The following is a 21,697-nucleotide window of genomic DNA, read 5'->3' on the forward strand; positions in this document are numbered from 1 at the left end:
AAAGCCTAGTTATTCATATATATGAAAGATAATAACAAAGTATTTTGGAAAGGTGTTGAAGAGTTGGGTAATAGCCCTGAATTCGCTAAGAATGCTCGAAATGAATTTCCAGAATTCCTTCCACTTAAAAGTTCTCCTGAAGAATCAAACGGAACGGATAGAAGAGATTTCTTAAAGCTTTTGGGCTTTAGTGTTGCAGCTGTTTCTCTTGCTGCATGTGAAGCTCCTGTTAAGAAAGCTATTCCATATTTAAATAAGCCTGAAGATATTGAGCCAGGTATTGCAAATTACTATGCATCTACATATGTTGATGGTGGTGAATATTGCAGTGTATTGGTAAAGACACGTGAGGGTCGCCCAATTAAAATTGAAGGAAATAAACTTTCAAGTATTACTAAAGGCGGAACAAATGCACGTGCTCAAGCTTCTGTATTGAGCCTATATGATACAGCACGTATTCAAGGTCCTTTAATAAAAGGTTCTGCAGCATCTTGGTCTGATTTAGACAGCCAAGTTGCAAACAAACTTTCTGCTGTTGTTGCCTCTGGAGGTTCAATTAAACTTGTTTCCCAGACAATTTTAAGTCCAACAACTAAAAAGGTTATTGCAGAATTTAGTGCTAAATATCCAAACACGGAGCACGTACAATACGATGCGAACTCTGCTTATGGTATTTTAAAAGCAAATAAATCATCATTTGGTACTGCAACTCTACCATCTTATGATTTCAGCAAAGCAGACGTAATTGTTAGTTTTGGCGCTGATTTCTTAGGTACATGGATTTCTCCCGTAGAGTTCATGACACAATATGCTGCTACTCGTAAACTTAGTAAATCTAAGAAAACGATGAGTCAGCATTTTCAATTTGAAACAGCATTATCGTTAACAGGTAGTAATGCAGATTACAGACAACCAATTAAACCTTCTCAAGAAGGATTGTTTGTTGCTGAATTATATAATAAAATAGTTGCGGCCAAAATAGGTACTGCATCTATTAAAAACGAAACATTAGATAAAGCTGCATCGGCTTTATTAAATAGTAGAGGTAAATCATTAGTAGTTTCTGGTTCGAATGATGTTAACATTCAAATCTTAATAAATGAAATTAATAAAGAATTAGGCAACTACGGTAATACACTTTCGCTTTCTACTGCATCAAACCAAAAACAAGGGAATGATGAAGCAATGAACACATTTATTGATGATGTAATTGCTGGAAAAGTAGGAGCGGTTATTTTCTACGGTGCGAATCCTGTATTTGATCATGCAAGAGGTGCTGATTTAGCAAAAGCATTGTCAAAAGTTTCATTATCAATTTCATTTGCAGATAGAGCAGATGAAACAGCTTCATTGGTTCAATTTATTGCACCAGATCATCATTATCTAGAAGCGTGGAATGATGCTGAGCCTAAAGCTGGATTTTATTCTTTAGGTCAACCAACTATTTCCCCAATATTTAAAACACGTGCAGCACAAGAGTCATTACTTTCTTGGTCTGGTAACACAGCTGATTATTATAAATACTTGAAATCAAATTGGTCAACTATTTTAGGTGGCGCATCATGGGATCAAGTATTACAAGATGGTGTTTTTGAACCTAAACTAACAACATCTAATACGGTTGACGTTTCGTCATCTACATTTGATCGTTCAATTGTTGAGGCTAACATTACCAAAAATTATCCTCTAAATACATCTGGGGTTGAATTGAAGTTATACGAAAAAGTTGGTGTAGGTAGTGGCTCACAGGCAAACAATCCTTGGTTACAAGAATTGCCAGATCCAATTTCTAAAGCTACTTGGGATAATTATTTAGCTGTTTCTGCAAAATTTGCAACAGACAATAAATTTGAACAAGGAGATGAAGTTGTAGTTAAAGCTGGAACGTACGAAGTTAAAGTTCCAATTTTGGTTCAACCAGGACAAGCGTACAATACGGCATCTATAGCAATCGGTTACGGTAGAACAAAAACTGGAAAATGTGGAGACGAAATAGGAGCTAATGCTTATCCATTCGCACGTCTTGTCGATGGTTGTCTGTTAAACTTTGTAACTGGAATTACAATTACTCCTACAGGAGAAAAATTGAAATTAGCTCAAACGCAAACTCAGCATACATTAATGGCTCGTCCGATTATTCAAGACGCGTTATTATCTGAATATATTAATGATCCTTCTGCAGGTAGATTTTTCCCAAAAGTTACTACTCCAGATGGTAAAAAAGTAGCTCCTGCATTGGTTGATATCTGGAAAGATCAACACCATCAGCCGAATCACCTTTGGAGCATGTCAATTGACTTGAACTCTTGTTTAGGTTGTGGTGCTTGTGTTATTGCTTGTCAAGCTGAAAACAACGTACCTGTTGTTGGTAAGAGAGAAGTAATGAACTCTAGAGAGATGCACTGGATTCGTATCGATAGATACTACAGTTCAGATGCTGAACCTAAAGAAACAGGAACATACTTTACCAATAATGCAACAGGTATTGGTTATGACACCCTAGAAGATCCTTCAGAAAATCCTCAGGTTACATTCCAACCTATGATGTGTCAGCATTGTAACCACGCTCCGTGTGAAACGGTTTGTCCGGTTGCTGCTACAACACACAGTACAGAAGGTTTAAATCAAATGACATATAACCGTTGTATTGGTACACGTTATTGTGCAAACAACTGTCCATATAAAGTTCGTCGTTTCAACTGGTTCAAATACTTCGATAACGAAGAGAAATTTGACAAAAACGTTGCAATGAATACTTCATTGGGCCGCATGGTATTGAACCCAGACGTTACAGTACGTTCTCGTGGTGTAATGGAAAAATGTTCATTCTGTGTGCAAAAAATACAAGAAGGTAAGTTGAAAGCGAAGAAAGAGAAACGTCACATAATGGATGGTGAAGTTACTACTGCTTGTGCTGCTTCTTGTGCTGCTGGTGCAATACTTTTCGGTGATTTAAGAGACCTTGAAAGTAGCGTATACCAAGAACGCAATATGAACAATGAGGAGCGTACATATACAGTTCTTGAAGAATTGAATGTGCAGCCGAATGTTACCTATTTGACAAAAATCAGAAATATTTCTAAAGCCTAATTTAATCGAGATTTAAGATTATGCAAGTTACTTCTTCGGTAAGGCCGCCGTTGGTTACAAACGGAAAAACAAAAAAAGACGTTACCAACGATATTTGTAAGCAAGTAGAAGGGCCACCTTCTACAGCATGGAAAATATCCTTTACAATGTCATTGATTGTACTAGCGTATGGTGGATATTGTCTTTGGACTACATGGTATGTTGGTATTGGTATGTGGGGATTGAATAAGACCATTGGTTGGTCTTGGGATATTACAAACTTCGTTTGGTGGGTTGGTATTGGTCACGCGGGTACATTGATATCTGCTGTACTATTATTATTCCGTCAAAAGTGGAGAACCTCTATTAACAGAGCTGCGGAAGCGATGACTATCTTCGCCGTTATTTGTGCTGCTACGTTTATTATAGCCCACATGGGTCGTCCGTGGGTAGGACATTGGGTTTTACCTTTCCCCAACAACAATGGTTCATTATGGCAAAACTTTAACTCTGCCTTAATGTGGGATGTGTTCGCAATTTCTACATACTTCACTGTATCCTTAGTTTTCTGGTATGTTGGTTTGATTCCAGATTTTGCAACAATTCGTGAAAGAGCAACAGGTATACGTCGCGTTATTTACGGTTCATTAAGCATGAACTGGGATGGATCTGCAAAAACATGGTCACGTTATGAAGCCGTATCATTAGTATTAGCCGGTGTAGCAACTCCTCTTGTACTTTCTGTACATACAATTGTATCAATGGACTTTGCAACGTCTCTGATTCCTGGATGGCACGCAACTATATTTCCTCCATACTTTGTTGCCGGTGCAATTTTCTCTGGTTTCGCAATGGTATTAACATTGATGTTAGTAGTTCGTAGTGTATTTAAACTAGAAGATTATATTACAATTAACCACATGGAATCAATGAATAAAATCATTGTATTAACAGGTTCAATTGTTGGTATAGCATATATAACAGAGTTCTTTATTGCATGGTATTCTGGTGTTCCTTACGAAAAATTTGCATTTATTAACCGTGCATTCGGTCCTTATTGGTGGGCATATGCAACTATGATGACATGTAACGTAGTTTCACCACAATTATTTTGGTTCAAAAGAGTTCGTACAAGTATCGCTTGGACATTTGGATTATCTATTGTTGTAAATATTGGTATGTGGTTTGAACGTTTTGTTATTATCTGTACATCATTGCACAGAGACTTCATTCCATCATCATGGTCTTATTTCTCTCCAACAATGTATGATGTAGGGGATTACTTATTCACGTTTGGTTTATTCTTTACATGTTTCTTATTATTTGCGAAGTATTTCCCAGTAATAAATATGGCTGAAGTTAAAACAATTATTGATTCATCTTCTGAAAAGAAATAACCTAAATCCTGGATACTTTAAATAATATGGAAAAAGGAAAGAATTTTGTATTTGGCGTTTACGATGAAGAGACAGTATTAATGTCTGCTGTAGATCAAATACGTTCAAAAGGAGTAAAAATACATGAAGTATATACTCCATATCCAGTTCACGGATTGGATAATGCCTTGGGGTATAAATATTCAAATTTACCAATTGCTGGTTTCTTATTTGGTATTTGTGGAACCATTACAGCATTAACAATGATGATTTGGATGATGGGTTTTGACTGGCCTATGGATATTGGTGGAAAGCCGTATATTCCTCTACCAGCATTCATTCCAATTACATTTGAGTTAACAGTTTTGTTCTGTGCTTTAGGTATGACTGGTACGTTTTTCGTCGCTAGTAATTTAAATCCTTGGTCAACACCCGATATGTTTGATCCAAGAACTACAGACGATAAATTTGTTATTGCTTTCGATTTAGCTAGCAATAAGAAGGATTCAGCAGAGCTGAGTTCAATACTTTCAGAAAGTGGCGCATCTGAAATTTCAACGAAATCAATCGCAAACTAAAGAAAGTCTTCATATACCATGAAAATGAATACCTTCAATATAGCAGCAGCAATTATTTTTGCAGCAACTATTTCATCTTGTAATCACAACTTTGATCAGATTCCTGTTCACGAAACACCTAGGGTAGAATATGCTCCTAACATGTACGTTTCGGAAGCATACGAACCTGTTACTCAAGTGGAAGATGTAGAAAATTTCCCTGAAGCATACAATGTGATGCCATATAATAATGGTTCAAATTTACGTATGCCCGTAGCTGGTACTATTAAAAGAGGCGCAATACCGTATCATATTTCTAAAGATTCTTTAGAGTATGCAAATGCAACTCTTGTTTCTCCAATACAACCTACAGAAGATGTTTTAGCAGAAGGTCAAGTATTATTTGACAGATTTTGTTCTCATTGTCACGGTAAGGGTGGAGAAGGCGATGGTCCTGTAAATGACAAATTACAAGGTGTAGCAAATTTACAATCAGGCGCACTTAAAGCAGTTAACGCTGGTCACATATTCCATGTAATTACTTATGGAAAAGGAAGAATGCTTCAGCATGCTTCTCAATTAGATCCTTTAGAGAGATGGAAAATTTCACTTTATGTGAAAGAAGTTCTACAAAAAAAATAACTATTTAGAACGAAGGTAGATTTATGGCACATCATCACAATACTTCAGTTAATCTAGACGAAAAGTTTGTATTCTCTGCGGAGATAAAGAAAAAACTATTTATTTTAATTGGTGCAGGAGTTATACTGACAATTATCGGTATACTTCTAGCAATGAGTACAGAACATTCAGGTCATGGTGCTAGTCATCATGCAAGTGAAGTAACTTCAACGTTAGTAGCAGATGCTCATGGCGATCATGCACATGCAGATGTTACGTCTCATGGTGAAGAAGCTCATGCTTCTCATGGGGAAGAACATAAACCAGTTTGGGCTTTACGCTTAATTAAGAACTTATGGCATAACAACATTTTCTTTGCAGGTATTTCAATATTAGGAGTTTTCTTTGTTGCATTTAATTATGTTGCATGGGCTGGCTGGTCTGCAGGGATTAAAAGAGTTCCTTCAGCATTTGGAAATTACCTTTGGGTTGCAGCTCCATTAACTGTTATCTTATTTGTAGTTTTTGGACATGACTTATTTCACTGGACACATGCAGATTTGTATGTTGAAGGATCTGATCATTATGATGAATTATTAGTAGGGAAGCAAGCATTCTTAAATGTTCCAGGATTTATTATTAGAACAGTTATTTATTTTGCTTCTTGGATATTTTGTTGGTCAAAGTTAAGATCATTTGCTAAAAACGAAGATATTGATGGAGATACGAAGTGGTGGCATAAAAGTGTTGTAACATCAGCATTCTTCTTAATCATATTTGGTATTACATCTTCTATGTGTGCTTGGGATTGGGCTATGTCAATGGATCCACATTTCTTTAGTACAATGTTTGGTTGGTATGTATTTGCTAGTTGGTTTGTAACTGCACTTGCTTTCATAACATTGATTGTAGTTATTTTGAAAGAAAATGGTTACTTGGGTATCATTAATGAAAACCATTTACATGATTTAGGTAAATTCATTTTCGCCTTCTCTATATTCTGGACATATATTTGGTTTGAACAATTTTTGTTAATTTATTATGCCAATATTCCTGAAGAGGTTGGTTATTTTGTTCAACGTTTAAAATCGGATGCATATACTCCAATTTTCTTCTTAACATTATTCTTAAATTTCTTCTTTCCATTCTTAGTATTGATGACTAGAGGATCTAAAAGATTAGGCATTATGTTGAAGATTGTTTGTGTTGTTGTAATATTAGGTCACTGGTTTGATTTCTATATGATGACAACTCCACCAGTCTTAGGTCAAAATGGAGGATTAGATGGTATCTTCTTCTTTATGGAACTTGGATTAGGTATGGTATTCGTAGGTGTATTCTTATTTATGGTTTTAACTGCTTTAGCTAAGTTAAATCTGATTGCTAAGAATCACCCAATGATTCAAGAAAGTATCCATCATGATGTATTTTAATTAAGCCATTACAAAACTCTATAGATAAAATGACTTCTGTAATTATAATTGTAGCAATTGCTCTAATTCTTTCAATATTATATTTAATATTTAGAATTGGTGTATTAACAAATGTGATGAATGGTCGATACCAAAAAATAGTTGGTATTGGTAACACGATAAATTCGTTTTTATTCATTGTTGTATTTGTGGTAGGTGTTTTAGCCTTCTACTTATCTTTCATGTCCGCGAGTAAATATTTCTTACCAGAAGCAGCTTCTGCTCATGGTGTACGGACAGATTTATTGTTCTGGGTGATTATGTCAGTATTAACATTAGCGTTTCTTTTAACGCATGCTGTATTGTATTTCTTCCCATTCATGTATCGTTTCAAGGAAGATAATAAAGCATATTTTTATCCTGAAAATCATAATCTAGAACGTATTTGGACAATTATACCAGCAATTATTATGGCTGGATTTGTTGTCTATGGTTACAAAGAATGGACTGCTATTACTGCACCAGCACCGCAAGATTCAGAAATTATTGAAGTAATGGGTAAACAATTTGCTTGGCAAGTTAGATACCCAGGTGCGGATGGTAAACTTGGTAAACACCATTATAGAAAGATTGATGCTGTAAATGAATTTGGTATTGATTTTAATGACTCTGCTAGTTATGACGATTTTGTTCCAATGGAATTGCATATGCCTAAGGGAAAAAATGTTTCCTTACAAATTCGTGCTAGAGATGTAATTCACTCTGTTTTCTTGCCTCACTTTAGAGTGAAAATGGATGCAGTTCCTGGTATGCCAACAACATTCTGGTTTACACCAACAATTACTACAGCTGAAATGAGAGAGAAAACAGGTAATCCTGAATTCAATTATGAATTAGCTTGTACTGAAGTTTGTGGTCGTGGTCACTATGCTATGCGTTTCTTAGTAGTTGTAGATGAACCTGCAGATTATGAAAAATGGAAAAAGTCTCAAAAAACATGGGCATCTTTAAATGCAGAATACGTAGCTAATAAAGTAAACGCTCCAAAAGTTTTGGTTGACAAATACCTTAAAGAGTTTCTTCCAACAACAGCTCAATCTGTAACGGATAGTACTTCTATTATGACTCCTTCAATGGACTCTACTACTGTTTCAATGAATGTAGTAAAAGGGATGTAATCTCTTTTAAATATTATTAGATTAAAAATTTATAACAATTTATCATAAATACTATGTCGGCTGTAAATTTGTCACATTCTGGTGCTGATGCACATGCTCACGATGAACACGATCATCACGATCTACCTTGGATTCGTAAGTATGTATTTAGTGAAGACCATAAATACATTGCTAAACAATACCTCGTATCAGGTATTATTTGGGCTATCATTGGTGGATTGCTTTCTGTTTTATTCCGTATTCAATTAGGTTTCCCAGATGCTGATTTATCTTGGTTAAAACCATTATTAGGTGAGTGGATACAAAATGGTAAATTAGATCCTGAATTTTATTTAGCGCTTGTTACAATGCATGGTACCATCATGGTATTCTTTGTTTTAACGGCAGGCTTAAGTGGTACATTTAGTAACTTTTTAATTCCCTTGCAAATTGGTGCACGTGATATGGCATCGGGTTTCTTAAATATGATTTCTTATTGGTTATTCTTTTTGTCAAGTGTAATCATGATGTTCTCATTATTTATTAAGACCGGACCTGCTTCAGGTGGTTGGGTGGTTTATCCTCCGCTTAGTGCATTGCCACAAGCTGTAAATGGTTCAGGTTTCGGAATGTCATTGTGGTTAGGTGCAATGGTTTTATTTATTGCATCAACGTTATTGGGTGGTTTAAATTATGTTACAACCATCATCAATCTTAGAACAAAAGGGATGACATTTACTCGTTTACCTTTAACAATTTGGGCATTCTTTATCACTGCTATTTTAGGTATATTATCTTTCCCCGTATTAGTTTCAGCTGTATTGTTGTTGATTTTCGATAGAGCATTTGATACGAGTTTCTTCTTATCTGAAATTTATATTGGTGGAGAAGCATTGCATCATGAAGGTGGTAGTCCTGTTTTATTTCAACACTTATTCTGGTTCCTAGGTCACCCTGAAGTGTATATTGTAATCTTACCTGCACTGGGTATTACTTCTGAAATTGTTTCTACGAACTCTCGTAAACCAATCTTTGGATATAAAGCCATGATTTTCTCTTTGATCGCAATTGCATTCTTATCATTCTTAGTTTGGGCCCATCACATGTTTGTTTCGGGTATGAATCCTTTCCTAGGTTCGATATTCATGTTCTTAACATTAATTATCGCAATTCCTTCATCTGTTAAAGCGTTTAATTATATAGCTACTTTATGGAGAGGTAATATAATATTCACTCCTGCAATGTTGTTCTCTATTGGTCTTGTTTCGTTCTTCCTTTCTGGTGGATTAACTGGTATCATATTAGGTAACTCTGCTTCAGATATTCAATTGCATGATACCTACTTTGTAGTAGCTCACTTTCACATTGTAATGGGTTCTGCTTCGTTCTTTGGTATGTTGGCGGGTGTATATCATTGGTTCCCTAAAATGTTTGGTAGAATGATGGATGAACGTTTAGGTTATATTCACTTTTGGTTGACATTTATTGGGGTATATTTAATATTCTTCCCGATGCACTACATAGGTATTGCTGGTTTCCCAAGACGTTATTATTCTTGGACTGGGTTTGATGCTTTTAGCACATTTACAGATTTGAATCAGTTTATAAGTATTGCTGCTATCATAACATTTGTAGCTCAGTTTATTTTCATATTCAACTTCTTTTACAGCATGTACAAAGGTAGAGTTGCTACTGCGAATCCATGGAGATCAAATGCATTAGAGTGGACTACACCTATTAATCCTGGTCACGGAAACTGGCCTGGTGCTATACCAACTGTTTATCGTTGGCCATATGATTATAGTAAACCGGGTTCAAAAGAAGATTTCATTCCTCAAAATGTTCCTTTTTCTGAAACTCCAGAATCTAACTTCCCGAACGAAGTAGACGAAATTTAAAATATATAGAGACCAACTTTCGGGTTGGTCTTTTTAATGCATGTAAATCCAAAAGAACTAGTCTAGATTTTTTATAGTCTCACTACACCTTTTGGATTTTTTATTGGAATTGTATAGGATTTAATTATGTATTTAAACCAATTGAAACGGTTTTATAAGATTGTACTTGTTACAATAGTTACTATTTATATAGTGATTATTGCTGGTAGTATCGTACGAAGTACCGGTTCTGGAATGGGCTGTCCGGATTGGCCTAAATGTTTTGATACATATATTCCCCCTACACATGAATCACAATTACCTGCAAACTATAAAGTGCGTTATAGTGTAAAAGGACATCCTGCGGAGTTTAATGTTTATAAGACTTGGACTGAGTATGGAAATAGGTTAATAGGTGCTATTTCAGGACTCGTTGTTATCTTTCAATGCATTTACGCAATTCGTTTTTTTAAAAGCAAATCGAAATTCTTTTGGTATTCTTTTTTGTTGGTAATCTTAATGGGTTTACAAGGAGTGTTAGGAGCTAAAGTTGTGTATTCATTATTAGCGCCTTTGTTAATAACCCTACACATGTTTTTTGCTTTAGTAATTTTAGGCATTTTAGTTTGGTTGGTTGTTGCAGTTAAAATTGAAATAAATACCCAGTCTATAAATTTAGATTTAAATAAATCCTCCGAAACTCTTCCGAAAATATATTCACGTATCATGTGGGTGTTTATCGTATTGACAGCCATACAGATTTTTTTGGGTACAGAAGTTCGTTCAGAAATTGATGTACTTTCATTTGCATTAGATTATCAAGAAAAAGAAACTTGGATTGATCGAATAGGTATTGCATTTATTATTCATAGAAGCTATTCGATCGTATTAACATTGGCAACGGCTTTATTTGCATATAAAATTTACCAAACACGACAATTAAACCCTATTGCTTTTAATTATGCAAAGGCAATTTGTATTGTTATGTTTTTTGAAATACTAGCGGGTATAATTTTATCTTATTGTGCATTACCTGCTTGGGTGCAGCCAATACATTTATTATTAGCAACGATATTATTAGGCCTACAAATGGCATTTGTTTTTAGGTTTATGGTAGGACAAAACATAAGGAGTGTGTAACTTGCAGACTCAAAACATACATATCAAAACACCGTTGGCTTCTATAATAAAAGCATATTTCAAATTAACGAAGTTTCGTTTAACTTCTACCGTGGCATTCTCCTCTGGTATGGGTTATATATTGGCTGAACATGGAAAAGTTGATTGGTTAAATTTGTGTATATTTTTAATAGGAGGGTTTTGTATAACTGTATCGGCAAATATAATTAATCAAATAATTGAACGCGATTCAGATAAATTAATGAAACGCACGGCCAATAGACCAATGCCATTAGGTTTGATTGGTTTAAATGAAGCCATGGTAACATCCATATTATTTCTTATTGCTGGTATTGTTATATTGGCTGTATTTAGCACCTTAAATGCACTCATACTTTCATTAATTTCATTGATTCTTTATTCATTCGTCTATACACCATTAAAAACAATTTCTCCTATAGCAGTTTTTGTTGGAGCATTTCCAGGAGCATTTCCGCCTATGATTGGTTGGCTGGCAGTAAGTGGTGAATATGGCTGGGAACCTGGAATATTATTTGCAATTCAATTCTTCTGGCAATTCCCTCATTTTTGGGCTATAGCTTGGGTATTAGATGAAGATTATAAAAAAGCAGGAATTAAATTATTGCCAACTAAAGAAGGACGAAATAAGCATACTGCATCCATTATCATGACCTATACGCTGTGTTTATTACCGCTTAGTTTCTTGCCATATCTATTTGGTGTTTGCGGTATTTATTCCGCTTATATTGCCTTCGCTTGTAGTATTTTATTCTTTTTTCAAACCTTATATTTGTGGAAAGAATGTACCGTTAAAGCTGCGTTGTTATTAATGTTTGGCTCTTTCTTATATTTGCCAATTGTACAAATTGCATTTGTTTTAGATAAAATTTATTGAATTGTATGCTTACCATAGAAGAACCAAAACCTACATTCACAGTAAACCCTAAAAGGTTTTTATTGTGGCTATTTATAGTAACAATAATCATGATGTTTGCTGCTTTAACAAGTGCTTACCTTGTGAGAAGTTCTGATGGCGATTGGTTAAAATTTGATTTGCCTCCCATGTTTATGGCTAGTACTGCAATTATATTATTAAGTAGTGTAACCATTCAATTTGCTTATTGGTTTGCCACAAATAATAAAATGAATTTACTCATTGCTTCAATGGCAGTAACGACTATTTTGGGTTTGTTATTCTTATATTTACAAGTAAAAGGTTGGGGACAATTAGTAGATGAAAAAATCTTCTTAGGAGGGCGTTACAGCAACCCTGCGGGATCTTTCGTGTATGTAATTTCAGGTCTACACGCTTTCCATATTATATCAGGTTTGATATATTTATTAATTGTTTTATATTCAAGCATTAGAGGTAGAGTAAATTCAACTAATTTATTGCAAATTGAGATGTGTACAACTTATTGGCACTTTTTAGATTTGCTTTGGATTTATTTGTTTGTATTTTTACAATTCAATAATTAGGAACTAGGAATTAATTTTATATAAAATATTATTTATTATTTATTGTTAACTATATGGCAACAGCAGCAATTATAGACGAAAATGAAAACAAAGCCCTTTGGGGTGGAGATGCAGAACCAATGAAAGCCAGTTATGGTAAACTGATGATGTGGTTCTTTTTATTATCAGATGCATTAACATTCACTGGTTTGTTATCTACCTATGGTTTCGCACGTTTTTCACATGATGCTTATACAGGTGCTTTAGCATCTTTCAAAACTTCAGTAGCCTATTGGCCAATTCCTGAAAAAATATTCACCCACATTCCTTTTTTCCATATTGATGCACCATTGGTATTTGTGGGATTAATGACTTTCATATTGATTCTATCTTCTGTTACCATGGTATTAGCAGTTGAAGCGGGTCACCGTAATGATAAAAATGATGTGCAGAAATGGATGTTATGGACTATCCTAGGTGGTATGGCTTTCTTAGGTTGCCAAGCATGGGAATGGACAATCTTTATTACAGGTACTCCAGAAGGATTAATCGTGAACGATCCTGATGGTACAGTTCGTCATATATTTGGCGCTAACCTTATTCAAAATGAATATGGTCCACGTTTATTTGCAGATTTATTCTTCTTTATCACTGGGTTCCATGGTACACACGTTTTATCTGGGGTTGTAATTAATATTATTGTATTTTACAATGTCGCATTTGGAACTTATCAGCGATTAGGTTCGTATGAAATGATAGAAAAAGTTGGTTTATACTGGCACTTTATCGATTTAGTTTGGGTGTTTGTATTTACATTCTTTTACTTGGTTTAATTTATCGTATTTAAAATTGTTATATAAAAATGGGACATACACATCACGCGGCACACACTTCAGAAGTTCAGCCAAGAAATCCTGCTAAAGTAAAACATTTATTAACGGTTACGCTATATCTAGCAGTTTTAACTGGAGTAGAGTTTGTATTAGCATTTACAATGCCTAGAGGTCATTTATTGACACTATTATTTGTATTACTAACATTTGTAAAAACATTTTATATTGTTGGTGAGTTTATGCACTTAAACTATGAAGTTAGAATGCTTAAATTAGCTATCATTGTACTTCCAATCATTTTAATTTCATGGTTGGTTTTAGCATTGCTTATGGAAGGACATTTCGTTCGTGAAGCAATTGTATTTATCTTTGGAAAATAATTAATTAATTTCCTTGTAAAAGGAATTAAAATATACTATTATGAATACTACTAAGAAGATCGTGTATCTAGGCCTAGCGCTAATGATACCGATCTTTTTAATTTTGATATTTACTTTTTTTGCTCAGACGCATCACAAACTACCTGTGTTCTTTGCTTACGACTCTATTAAAACAGATCGGGAATATGTTATAACGGAAGCCCACAAAATTCCTGACTATAAATTAACAGATCAAAACGGATCTATCTTTGACAGTAGAAGTGTTGATACGTATTTCAAAGTATATGACTTTGTATTTACGCGTTGTGAAGGCATTTGTCCTAAAATGAGTAGTCAGATGGTACGTATTCAAGAAGCATTTAAAGATGATAGAGAAGTTGTTTTGTTGTCTTTAACGGTAGATCCTGAATATGATACTCCAGAAGTATTAAAACATTATGCTAAAGAGTATAATGCTATTCCAGGCAAATGGTTTTTTCTAACAGGTGAAAAAGACTCAATCTATACCTTAGGGCAACGCCAATTCTTTTTAACAGCAAAACAAAATGAAGAAGATTTAACTGACTTCTTGCATAGCGAACGCATGGTGTTAGTCGATAAACATGGTTGGATAAGAGGATATTATAACGGTACAGATGAATTTGAAGTTGACAGACTCATTATTGAATTAAAAGTGCTCCAATCCATTGAACAAAATGCAAAGCAATAACCCATTTGTGAAGTTTCTGAACGATAAAAATATAAATATCGTTGCTATAGGGATTCCTCTTGTAGTAGTTATATTATTAGGATTACCTGTTAAATTAAATTTGGGCGATTGGACAGGTACTTTACCGCACATTAATGCATTGGTCAATAGTTTGACATCACTTTTCTTAATCATTGCATTTGCTGCTATTAGAAGAGGTAATATAGCCGTCCATAGAGCTTCTATGTTGATTTGTGTTGTATTAGGTTTGTTTTTTTTAGTAACCTATCTTTTATATCATTTAACACATCAATCCACTAGATATGGTGGTACAACGGATATTAAATATGTATATTATTTCTTATTAATAACACATATTATTCTAGCGGCTGTTGTTGTATACTTTGTTTTGAAAGCACTTTATTTTGCATTTAATGGTGATTTTATTCGTCATAAGAAAATTGTAAGATGGGCATACCCAATTTGGTTGTATGTTTCTGTTACAGGTGTATTGGTTTATTTCATGATCAGCCCGTATTATAAGTAATTTATTAAATTGATAATTATATGAAAAAAGTACTTATATTATTCTCTATCATTTTCATTGTAATGTTTTTCATGCATGTTGATGTAGAAGCTCAATGTGCGATGTGCAGAGCTCAGTTAGAAACGAGTGCAAGTAATCCAGATGCTAAAAATACCGGCATCAATTCTGGGATATTGTATTTAATGCTATTTCCATATATTATTATCGCTATTATCGCTTATATGTGGTATCGTTCTTCTTTAAAAAGCAAAGCCGTTACGAATGGTTAAATAAAGTACAAAGTGTTGTCATATTTCCGTATTTTTAAGGTATATGGTACTGCCCAATAAATTATTTAATAAAATTTTTAATCTAATCCGATGGGCTATTGTCTTTTTGTCAATCAGTCTATTACTACTTTTATTTTTTCGGGATTCTGTAATTAAGATTGATCAATCCATTTATTATTCAAGAGTAGAGAAGCGGTTATCTAAATCCATGGATGATGTAGTTCATACAAGTGATCTCATTGTTGAACAAATCAAAACAGAAGGTGGGACATTTACAGATTTAAATAAAATACCCACCAAATCCTTGTTTTATATTTTTGATAAAGGGAAACCATTTTATTGGTCAACAAGTGAGTACATACCAAATTACAACTCCATACGTGGCAATTATATATGGAATTATATAAGCAATACTGCAGGGAAGTATATTGTATATCAGGATACTTTTTTTATTAAAAATAAACCCTTCGAGTTGTTTTTTTTAATTGAATTGGAACGTAATTATCCCGTTGAAAATGCATTCATTAAAAGCCATACCAATAGTTTCTATTTTCAAAATATACCCATTCGAATTTTTACAACGCAAAAATTTAAAAATGGACATTTTGTTGCACAGCAAGCTAAATATTTATTTAGCTATGAATGTAGCAATCCGGGGCAAGATTACATGTATGGACAAGTAGCAACGTTTAATTTTATCATACTTTTATTATGCGTTTGGTGTTATTTCATATTAGATATTTTCCTTCATCATCGTTCAGGCTACAAAAGAATTATCGTTCGGGTTTTATTATTTATAGTACTTAGATTATTGTTGTTGGAATTTAATATTCCTGAATATTTTTCTTCGGATCAATTATTTTCCTCTGAATTTTACGCTTCATCTTTTTTTAGCGAATCAATTTTTGATCTAATTTTAAATGTATTTTTCTCGACATATTTATTGATAGAAGGCATTCAAATTTTTCAACGTAAAGAATGTTATAGATATATTTACATAAATAAATCGGTTCAGCTGGTGCAGTTTAAAATAATTGCATGCATAGTCTTATCGTGGATATTTATTTTAGTCTATTATTCAATTTTAAAAAATATTGTTAAAAACTCAACAGTTACCCTAAATTTAATTGATGATTTAAATATATCTGAAGTTCGGATAATATTGGTTTTTACAATCATTAGCATCTCATTTATTTTTTTCTATTTAATTCATTTGACACTCCAAGTTATATGGAGACTCCATAAAAGATATTCCCTTAAAAAAACATTTAGAGTAGCAATTGTATATGCACTGCTAATCATAATTAGCTGGTTTATTGACCCACAATTAGTTTTGGTAAGTTCAAGTCTTTTTGTTTTTTCATTATTAAGCCTAACACAAGGATATCCTTCTTTATTGGGTAAAATGAAATACCAATCATTTATTTATATTTTTATATTTTGTTTGTCTTCTTCTTTAGTAATCGGTTCTGTATTGTTTTTTAATGGTCGAAATAAAGCCATTCAACAGATGGCACGCTACGGTGAACGTCTATTATATGATAGAGATGAAATTACAGAGTTTCTACTTCAAGAAGCTTCTTCTAATATTCAGAAAGATGGTTTTATACGAGAAAAAATTCTATCTCCCTTTTCAGATTTATCCATTGTAAAAGATAAAATTCAAAAAAAGTATTTGTCGAATTATTTTAACGACTACTCTGTACGCGTTGAACTATTAGATGCAACAGGTGAACCATTCAATAATCAAACCGGACAAATAACGTATAATGAATATTACAATTCCGTATTAAAAAAATCTACCTATCTAAGTAAATTAGATCTATATAGTTATGTAGATCACATTACAAATACGCGAAAGTATATTTCTGTTAATAAAATAATGTCCTATGATGTTATTATTGCCTATATATTGATTGAATTGGAATCTGGCAAGTATAGTAAAAACAGTGTGTTCCCAGAATTGGTCTTAGATCAAAAGCAAGTACAAGAACATTACAAAGATTTTGATTATTGTATTTTTGATGGAACGAAACTTGAGACGAGTTATGGTTTTTTCAATTACGATCAAAAATTCATTAATTATTTACGGAAACGGATTAATGAAAATACGAGCGACTTTAGATTTGAAGGATATTATCATGTAGTATTGAAAGGAGAAAATAATACATGGATTGTTGTTAGCAAGCCATATGGCATTATTGACATCATGCTATCGAATGCATCCATATATTTTTTATTTCATATTTTGGGTGTTTTTGTTATTGTATTGATTCATATGTATCGAATAAATGCTCAAAATAGACAAGTGAGTTATGCTACAAAAGTTCAGATCTATTTAAATCTAGCCTTTTTTATTCCGTTAATTCTGGTAAGTTTGATTACGTTAGGTTTTGTAAATAAGAATTATGAGCAAACGTTATTGAATCGCTTTATAAGTAATTCGGATAAATTATCTGCATTGATTTCATCTAGAACAATTCAAAATGATAAGATCAATAAGAATTTAGTTACAGAATTATTGTTAGAATCAGATTTGACTCGCGTGGAGCAATTGGATATAAATATTTATTCAAATACAGGAACGTTGTTGGCAACAAATCAGCCTGAAGTATTTAGAAAGGGGATATTGTCAACCAACATTCAGCCAGAGGCTATAGCCGCTTTACTTGAAAGCAGAAATCAATACATCGTGTCTAATGAGAAGGTTGGTCTGTTGTCATATAAATCAATCTACAGACTCATTCGCGCACCAGGTTCTGGAACAATAACAGGGATTGTACATTTGCCTTTTTTTGAATCGAAAGAAGATGTAACCAAGCAAATTTCTACATACTTAAAAGTTGTACTAAATATATTCTCTCTTGGATTTATTTTGCTCTTGCTATTATCTTATTTAGTTGCCTATTATTTGACGTATCCATTAAAACTCATAACCCAAGGTATTAAGAAAACAGGATTGTATGATAATGAACCTATAAAGTGGGAATCCTCTGATGAAATAGGTCGATTGGTTCATGAATACAATTCGATGCTGGTGAAATTAGATGAAAGCAAATCTATTTTAGCGCACTCCGAAAAAGAAAGTGCATGGAGAGAAATGGCGCGTCAAGTAGCGCATGAAATTAAAAATCCGTTGACTCCTATGAAATTGAAGCTTCAATATTTGCTTCATCGATTGGGTAAGGATCAAAATAAACCTAGCGATGAAGAATTTAAAGAGTCCTTTAAAACAATCTTAACCCAAATAGATTCGTTAAGTGAAATAGCGAGTTCCTTTTCATCCTTTTATAAATTACCTGAGTTGAATTTGGAAAGTGTTGAACTGAATCAATTGATTTATGAATTGACTGTATTACATCAAGAAATTGAATTTAGTGGTATTCATGCACATCTTCCAAGTCAATTAACGTATATACGAGCAGATAGAAAAATGTTTGTAAATATTTTAAATAATTTAGTATTAAATGCAATTCAAAGTATTCCAGAAGGAAGAGCGAGACAAATAGATATTTTTGTAAAAGCAAAAGTAGACTGCATTTTGATTGAAATTAAAGATAATGGAATGGGAATTCCAGAAGAATTACAAGATAAAATATTTGTCCCTTATTTTAGTACAAAGTATTCTGGATCAGGAATAGGATTGGCCCTAGCGAAGAGATTGGTTGAAGATATGAAAGGTGCAATTTGGTTTGAAACTTCTTTTCAAAACGGCACTTCTTTTTTTATTGAAATGCCTTACTATATCGAATGAACAAACTTCATTTTATTCTAGTATTATTTTTTTTCGTTGTTGTGCATGTTAGTCATGCGCAATACAGCAACTTGCGTTGTAAGTGGATTAAACCAACAGAACAAGGCGTAAAGATTGATACGTTAACAGTAGTACCCAGCAGCATTGAAATAAAATATCCTGGTGGATATACAAGTAATTATACTATTTCAACAAACACACTGCTTATTTCACCCAGTCCACTTCCAGATTCAATTTTAATCTGTTATCGTGTATATCCATTTGATTTAGCAAAACCTGTTTATCGTAGAGATTTATCGTTATATGATTCCATTGGTGGGTATCGAGAAATCATGCGTTTGCGTGGTTACGGTAACGTACCTCAACAACGTGAAGAATTATTCTCTACTCCTGGAATTAATAAAACAGGTGTTATTTCTAGAGGTATTTCTGCGGGTAACAATCAAAGTGTTTTTGTGAATTCTACATTAAACTTGCAGCTTGATGGGAAGTTAACAGATAATATAACCTTAACAGCAGTAATTTCAGATCAAAATATTCCGTTTCAGCCTGAAGGTAACACGCAACAATTACAACAATTTGATCGGGTGTATGTGCAATTAAAAACGCCTCAAACAGCATTAACAGTAGGTGATATTGTTTTAAAGCAACGCGATCCATATTTTTTGAAATATTATCGGAATGTACAAGGTGGACAAATAAGCCATACTGTTACCCGTGATTCAACATTTGAAAGCGTAAGTCAATTAGGTGTTGGTATATCAAAAGGGAAGTTTAATACGATACAGTTCTCTCCAGGCACAAAGGATTTTTTGCAAGAAGGGGTACAAGGGCCTTACCGTTTGAGGGGCGCTAACAATGAAGCGTTCATTACTATAATTGCGAATTCAGAAAAAGTATATTTTGATGGCCGATTATTAACTCGAGGCTTCGATTATGATTATGTAATCGATTATAATACTGCTGAGATTACATTTACACCTTATGTTTTAGTAACACGATACAATCGCATGCGTGTTGATTTTGAATATACGGATAAAAACTATGCGCGTACGAATGTAGAAGCTTCTCAAACGATTAAAAGTAAAACAAGTCAATTTGGATTTTATTATTATTCAGAAAAAGACAATCGCAACAATCCCTTATTACTTGACTTGTCATTGGCAGATAAAAATTACCTATCAACGATTGGGGATGATTTAACAAAAGCATTTATTTCTGGTGAAGATTCGATTGGCTATAAAGCTGGTGTATCCTTGTATAAGAAAATTGATGTCGCTGGAGTCGTAGTGTATCAATATTCCACCAATCCAGACAGCGCATTGTTTCAAGTGAAGTTTTCACAAACTGGTGTAGGTTTGGGTAGCTACATCTTGGATAACTCGACTGCGAATGCACGTATTTTTAAATATGTAGGAGCGGGGAATGGTATTTATGAGCCTGTTCAATATATTGCTACGCCTAAGAAAAGACAAATGATACAAGGTTCCCTTGTGCAGCAGGTATCCAAGCATGAAGAACTATTTACGGATATTGCTTATTCGACAAATGATGTGAATCTCTATTCAGCTGAAGACAAAGAAAATGACAATGGTGTATCTGTTAGAGGGGGAATAAGAAGTTCGAAACGTAAAATTGGGTTACTGAATAATTATTTGCTTACATCGTCTTTATCGTATGAGTTTAACCAGGCTAACTTTGTTGCAATTGATCGATTTAGAAGTGCTGATTTTGAACGCTATTGGAATGAAGATATCACTCGACTTGGAAATAATCAGATGGTTGTTGGAAACATCAGCTATGCTAAAAATGCAAATGAATTAATTAGTTATTCAGCGAATTATCGTGATAAAGCAAATGATTTGTCTGGATTACAACAAGAAGCAAAGTTGTATCAAAAAAAAGGAAACCTTTATTTTAAAGGCGATTTATTTAACATGTTTAATAATAATGTAAAAGGAAAAGCAGATTGGGAAAAGTATAGTGCAAACATGTATTATCGATCGAAGATTTTTACACCTGGCTTTCAATATAGTACAGAACGCAATAAAGTTCTTGATTCTGCTGGTAGATTAGCGAACTCCTTAATGTACTTTGATGAATATAAATACTACATAGAATCAAATGATACTTCAAAATTTCGATTTAAAATTGATTATAGTGATAGGTCTGACAAACAACTCTACTTGGGAGAATTAGCTCCAGCAACGCGTGCACAAACAACTAATTTTACGAGTGGCATTACATTTAGTCCAGATCATCAACTTAATTTTATTACTACGTATCGATATTTGACTTATTTGGGTCCGGTAGCAACCCCCAATGATGAAACAATTATGTCACGCGTTGATTGGGGTATTAGTGCATTTAAACGACATGTACGTTCTGAATTAACTGTAACGACAGGTGTAGGTAGGCAGGCAAAGCAACAATTTGTGTTTCAGCCAGTAGCAACAGGCTTGGGGAATTATATTTGGAGAGATTATAACGATGATGGAATACAACAAATAAATGAATTCGTTACCAAGATTTATAACGATACAGCAGAGTTTATCAAAA

General features: G+C 33.6%; 17 protein-coding genes. All 17 read left to right on the forward strand.

Annotation, left to right across the window (positions count from 1 at the left end):
* Positions 1-21 precede the first annotated feature (21 nt).
* Entirely contained in the window at positions 22-3,090 is a 3,069-nt protein-coding gene (locus Q0543_RS06705; protein WP_299250633.1) for a TAT-variant-translocated molybdopterin oxidoreductase, read from the forward strand.
* 20 nt (positions 3,091-3,110) lie between these two features.
* Complete coding sequence (nrfD, locus tag Q0543_RS06710; RefSeq protein ID WP_299250635.1) at positions 3,111-4,466, forward strand: NrfD/PsrC family molybdoenzyme membrane anchor subunit; 1,356 nt, start codon at positions 3,111-3,113, stop codon at positions 4,464-4,466.
* 26 nt (positions 4,467-4,492) lie between these two features.
* On the forward strand, positions 4,493-5,023 hold the full coding sequence (locus tag Q0543_RS06715) for a DUF3341 domain-containing protein (protein WP_299250637.1): 531 nt from the start codon (positions 4,493-4,495) through the stop codon (positions 5,021-5,023).
* 24 nt (positions 5,024-5,047) lie between these two features.
* On the forward strand, positions 5,048-5,644 hold the full coding sequence (locus Q0543_RS06720) for a cytochrome c (protein WP_299250639.1): 597 nt from the start codon (positions 5,048-5,050) through the stop codon (positions 5,642-5,644).
* Between the two features lie 23 nt (positions 5,645-5,667).
* On the forward strand, positions 5,668-7,056 hold the full coding sequence (locus Q0543_RS06725; protein WP_299250641.1) for a quinol:cytochrome C oxidoreductase: 1,389 nt from the start codon (positions 5,668-5,670) through the stop codon (positions 7,054-7,056).
* A gap of 29 nt (positions 7,057-7,085) precedes the next feature.
* Positions 7,086-8,213 (forward strand): cytochrome c oxidase subunit II transmembrane domain-containing protein, encoded by a 1,128-nt coding sequence (locus Q0543_RS06730; protein ID WP_299250643.1) that lies wholly within the window; start codon positions 7,086-7,088, stop codon positions 8,211-8,213.
* A gap of 53 nt (positions 8,214-8,266) precedes the next feature.
* Complete coding sequence (locus Q0543_RS06735) at positions 8,267-10,090, forward strand: cbb3-type cytochrome c oxidase subunit I (protein ID WP_299250645.1); 1,824 nt, start codon at positions 8,267-8,269, stop codon at positions 10,088-10,090.
* Between the two features lie 126 nt (positions 10,091-10,216).
* Positions 10,217-11,209: a heme A synthase gene (locus Q0543_RS06740; RefSeq protein ID WP_299250647.1), complete on the forward strand. Its 993-nt coding sequence runs from the start codon at positions 10,217-10,219 to the stop codon at positions 11,207-11,209.
* The gene (gene cyoE / locus Q0543_RS06745; RefSeq protein WP_299250649.1) at positions 11,202-12,104 is read left to right on the forward strand and encodes a heme o synthase; all 903 of its coding nucleotides are present in this window, start codon (positions 11,202-11,204) and stop codon (positions 12,102-12,104) included. Before Q0543_RS06740 ends, cyoE begins: the two co-directional genes overlap by 8 nt.
* Before the next feature lie 5 nt (positions 12,105-12,109).
* Entirely contained in the window at positions 12,110-12,688 is a 579-nt protein-coding gene (locus Q0543_RS06750) for a cytochrome c oxidase subunit 3 (RefSeq protein WP_299250651.1), read from the forward strand.
* Positions 12,689-12,741: 53 nt separating this feature from the next.
* Entirely contained in the window at positions 12,742-13,500 is a 759-nt protein-coding gene (locus Q0543_RS06755; RefSeq protein ID WP_299250654.1) for a cytochrome c oxidase subunit 3, read from the forward strand.
* 29 nt (positions 13,501-13,529) lie between these two features.
* Positions 13,530-13,880: a cytochrome C oxidase subunit IV family protein gene (locus Q0543_RS06760; protein WP_299250656.1), complete on the forward strand. Its 351-nt coding sequence runs from the start codon at positions 13,530-13,532 to the stop codon at positions 13,878-13,880.
* 40 nt (positions 13,881-13,920) lie between these two features.
* Entirely contained in the window at positions 13,921-14,589 is a 669-nt protein-coding gene (locus Q0543_RS06765) for an SCO family protein (RefSeq protein ID WP_299250658.1), read from the forward strand.
* Complete coding sequence (locus tag Q0543_RS06770; RefSeq protein WP_299250660.1) at positions 14,576-15,115, forward strand: DUF420 domain-containing protein; 540 nt, start codon at positions 14,576-14,578, stop codon at positions 15,113-15,115. Before Q0543_RS06765 ends, Q0543_RS06770 begins: the two co-directional genes overlap by 14 nt.
* 20 nt (positions 15,116-15,135) lie before the next feature.
* Positions 15,136-15,384 carry a hypothetical protein gene (locus tag Q0543_RS06775; protein ID WP_299250662.1) on the forward strand — a complete coding sequence of 83 codons (249 nt, stop codon included), beginning with the start codon at positions 15,136-15,138 and terminating at the stop codon, positions 15,382-15,384.
* Positions 15,385-15,427: 43 nt separating this feature from the next.
* The gene (locus Q0543_RS06780; protein WP_299250664.1) at positions 15,428-19,138 is read left to right on the forward strand and encodes an ATP-binding protein; all 3,711 of its coding nucleotides are present in this window, start codon (positions 15,428-15,430) and stop codon (positions 19,136-19,138) included.
* Positions 19,135-21,697: hypothetical protein (locus tag Q0543_RS06785; RefSeq protein ID WP_299250666.1), on the forward strand; the 2,563-nt coding region annotated here is incomplete at its 3' end. The genes Q0543_RS06780 and Q0543_RS06785, both read left to right, overlap by 4 nt.

The sequence above is a fragment of the uncultured Cytophaga sp. genome, assembly GCF_937863595.1.
Lineage (GTDB): Bacteria > Bacteroidota > Bacteroidia > Cytophagales > Cytophagaceae > Cytophaga.

What these genes read in the sequence shown, in the direction of transcription:
- Q0543_RS06705 (WP_299250633.1), top strand. Translation starts at nt 22, where the DNA reads ATGAAAGATAATAACAAAGTATTTTGGAAAGGTGTTGAAGAGTTGGGT.
- nrfD (WP_299250635.1), top strand. Translation starts at nt 3,111, where the DNA reads ATGCAAGTTACTTCTTCGGTAAGGCCGCCGTTGGTTACAAACGGAAAA.
- Q0543_RS06715 (WP_299250637.1), top strand. Translation starts at nt 4,493, where the DNA reads ATGGAAAAAGGAAAGAATTTTGTATTTGGCGTTTACGATGAAGAGACA.
- Q0543_RS06720 (WP_299250639.1), top strand. Translation starts at nt 5,048, where the DNA reads ATGAATACCTTCAATATAGCAGCAGCAATTATTTTTGCAGCAACTATT.
- Q0543_RS06725 (WP_299250641.1), top strand. Translation starts at nt 5,668, where the DNA reads ATGGCACATCATCACAATACTTCAGTTAATCTAGACGAAAAGTTTGTA.
- Q0543_RS06730 (WP_299250643.1), top strand. Translation starts at nt 7,086, where the DNA reads ATGACTTCTGTAATTATAATTGTAGCAATTGCTCTAATTCTTTCAATA.
- Q0543_RS06735 (WP_299250645.1), top strand. Translation starts at nt 8,267, where the DNA reads ATGTCGGCTGTAAATTTGTCACATTCTGGTGCTGATGCACATGCTCAC.
- Q0543_RS06740 (WP_299250647.1), top strand. Translation starts at nt 10,217, where the DNA reads ATGTATTTAAACCAATTGAAACGGTTTTATAAGATTGTACTTGTTACA.
- Q0543_RS06750 (WP_299250651.1), top strand. Translation starts at nt 12,110, where the DNA reads ATGCTTACCATAGAAGAACCAAAACCTACATTCACAGTAAACCCTAAA.
- Q0543_RS06755 (WP_299250654.1), top strand. Translation starts at nt 12,742, where the DNA reads ATGGCAACAGCAGCAATTATAGACGAAAATGAAAACAAAGCCCTTTGG.
- Q0543_RS06760 (WP_299250656.1), top strand. Translation starts at nt 13,530, where the DNA reads ATGGGACATACACATCACGCGGCACACACTTCAGAAGTTCAGCCAAGA.
- Q0543_RS06765 (WP_299250658.1), top strand. Translation starts at nt 13,921, where the DNA reads ATGAATACTACTAAGAAGATCGTGTATCTAGGCCTAGCGCTAATGATA.
- Q0543_RS06770 (WP_299250660.1), top strand. Translation starts at nt 14,576, where the DNA reads ATGCAAAGCAATAACCCATTTGTGAAGTTTCTGAACGATAAAAATATA.
- Q0543_RS06775 (WP_299250662.1), top strand. Translation starts at nt 15,136, where the DNA reads ATGAAAAAAGTACTTATATTATTCTCTATCATTTTCATTGTAATGTTT.
- Q0543_RS06780 (WP_299250664.1), top strand. Translation starts at nt 15,428, where the DNA reads ATGGTACTGCCCAATAAATTATTTAATAAAATTTTTAATCTAATCCGA.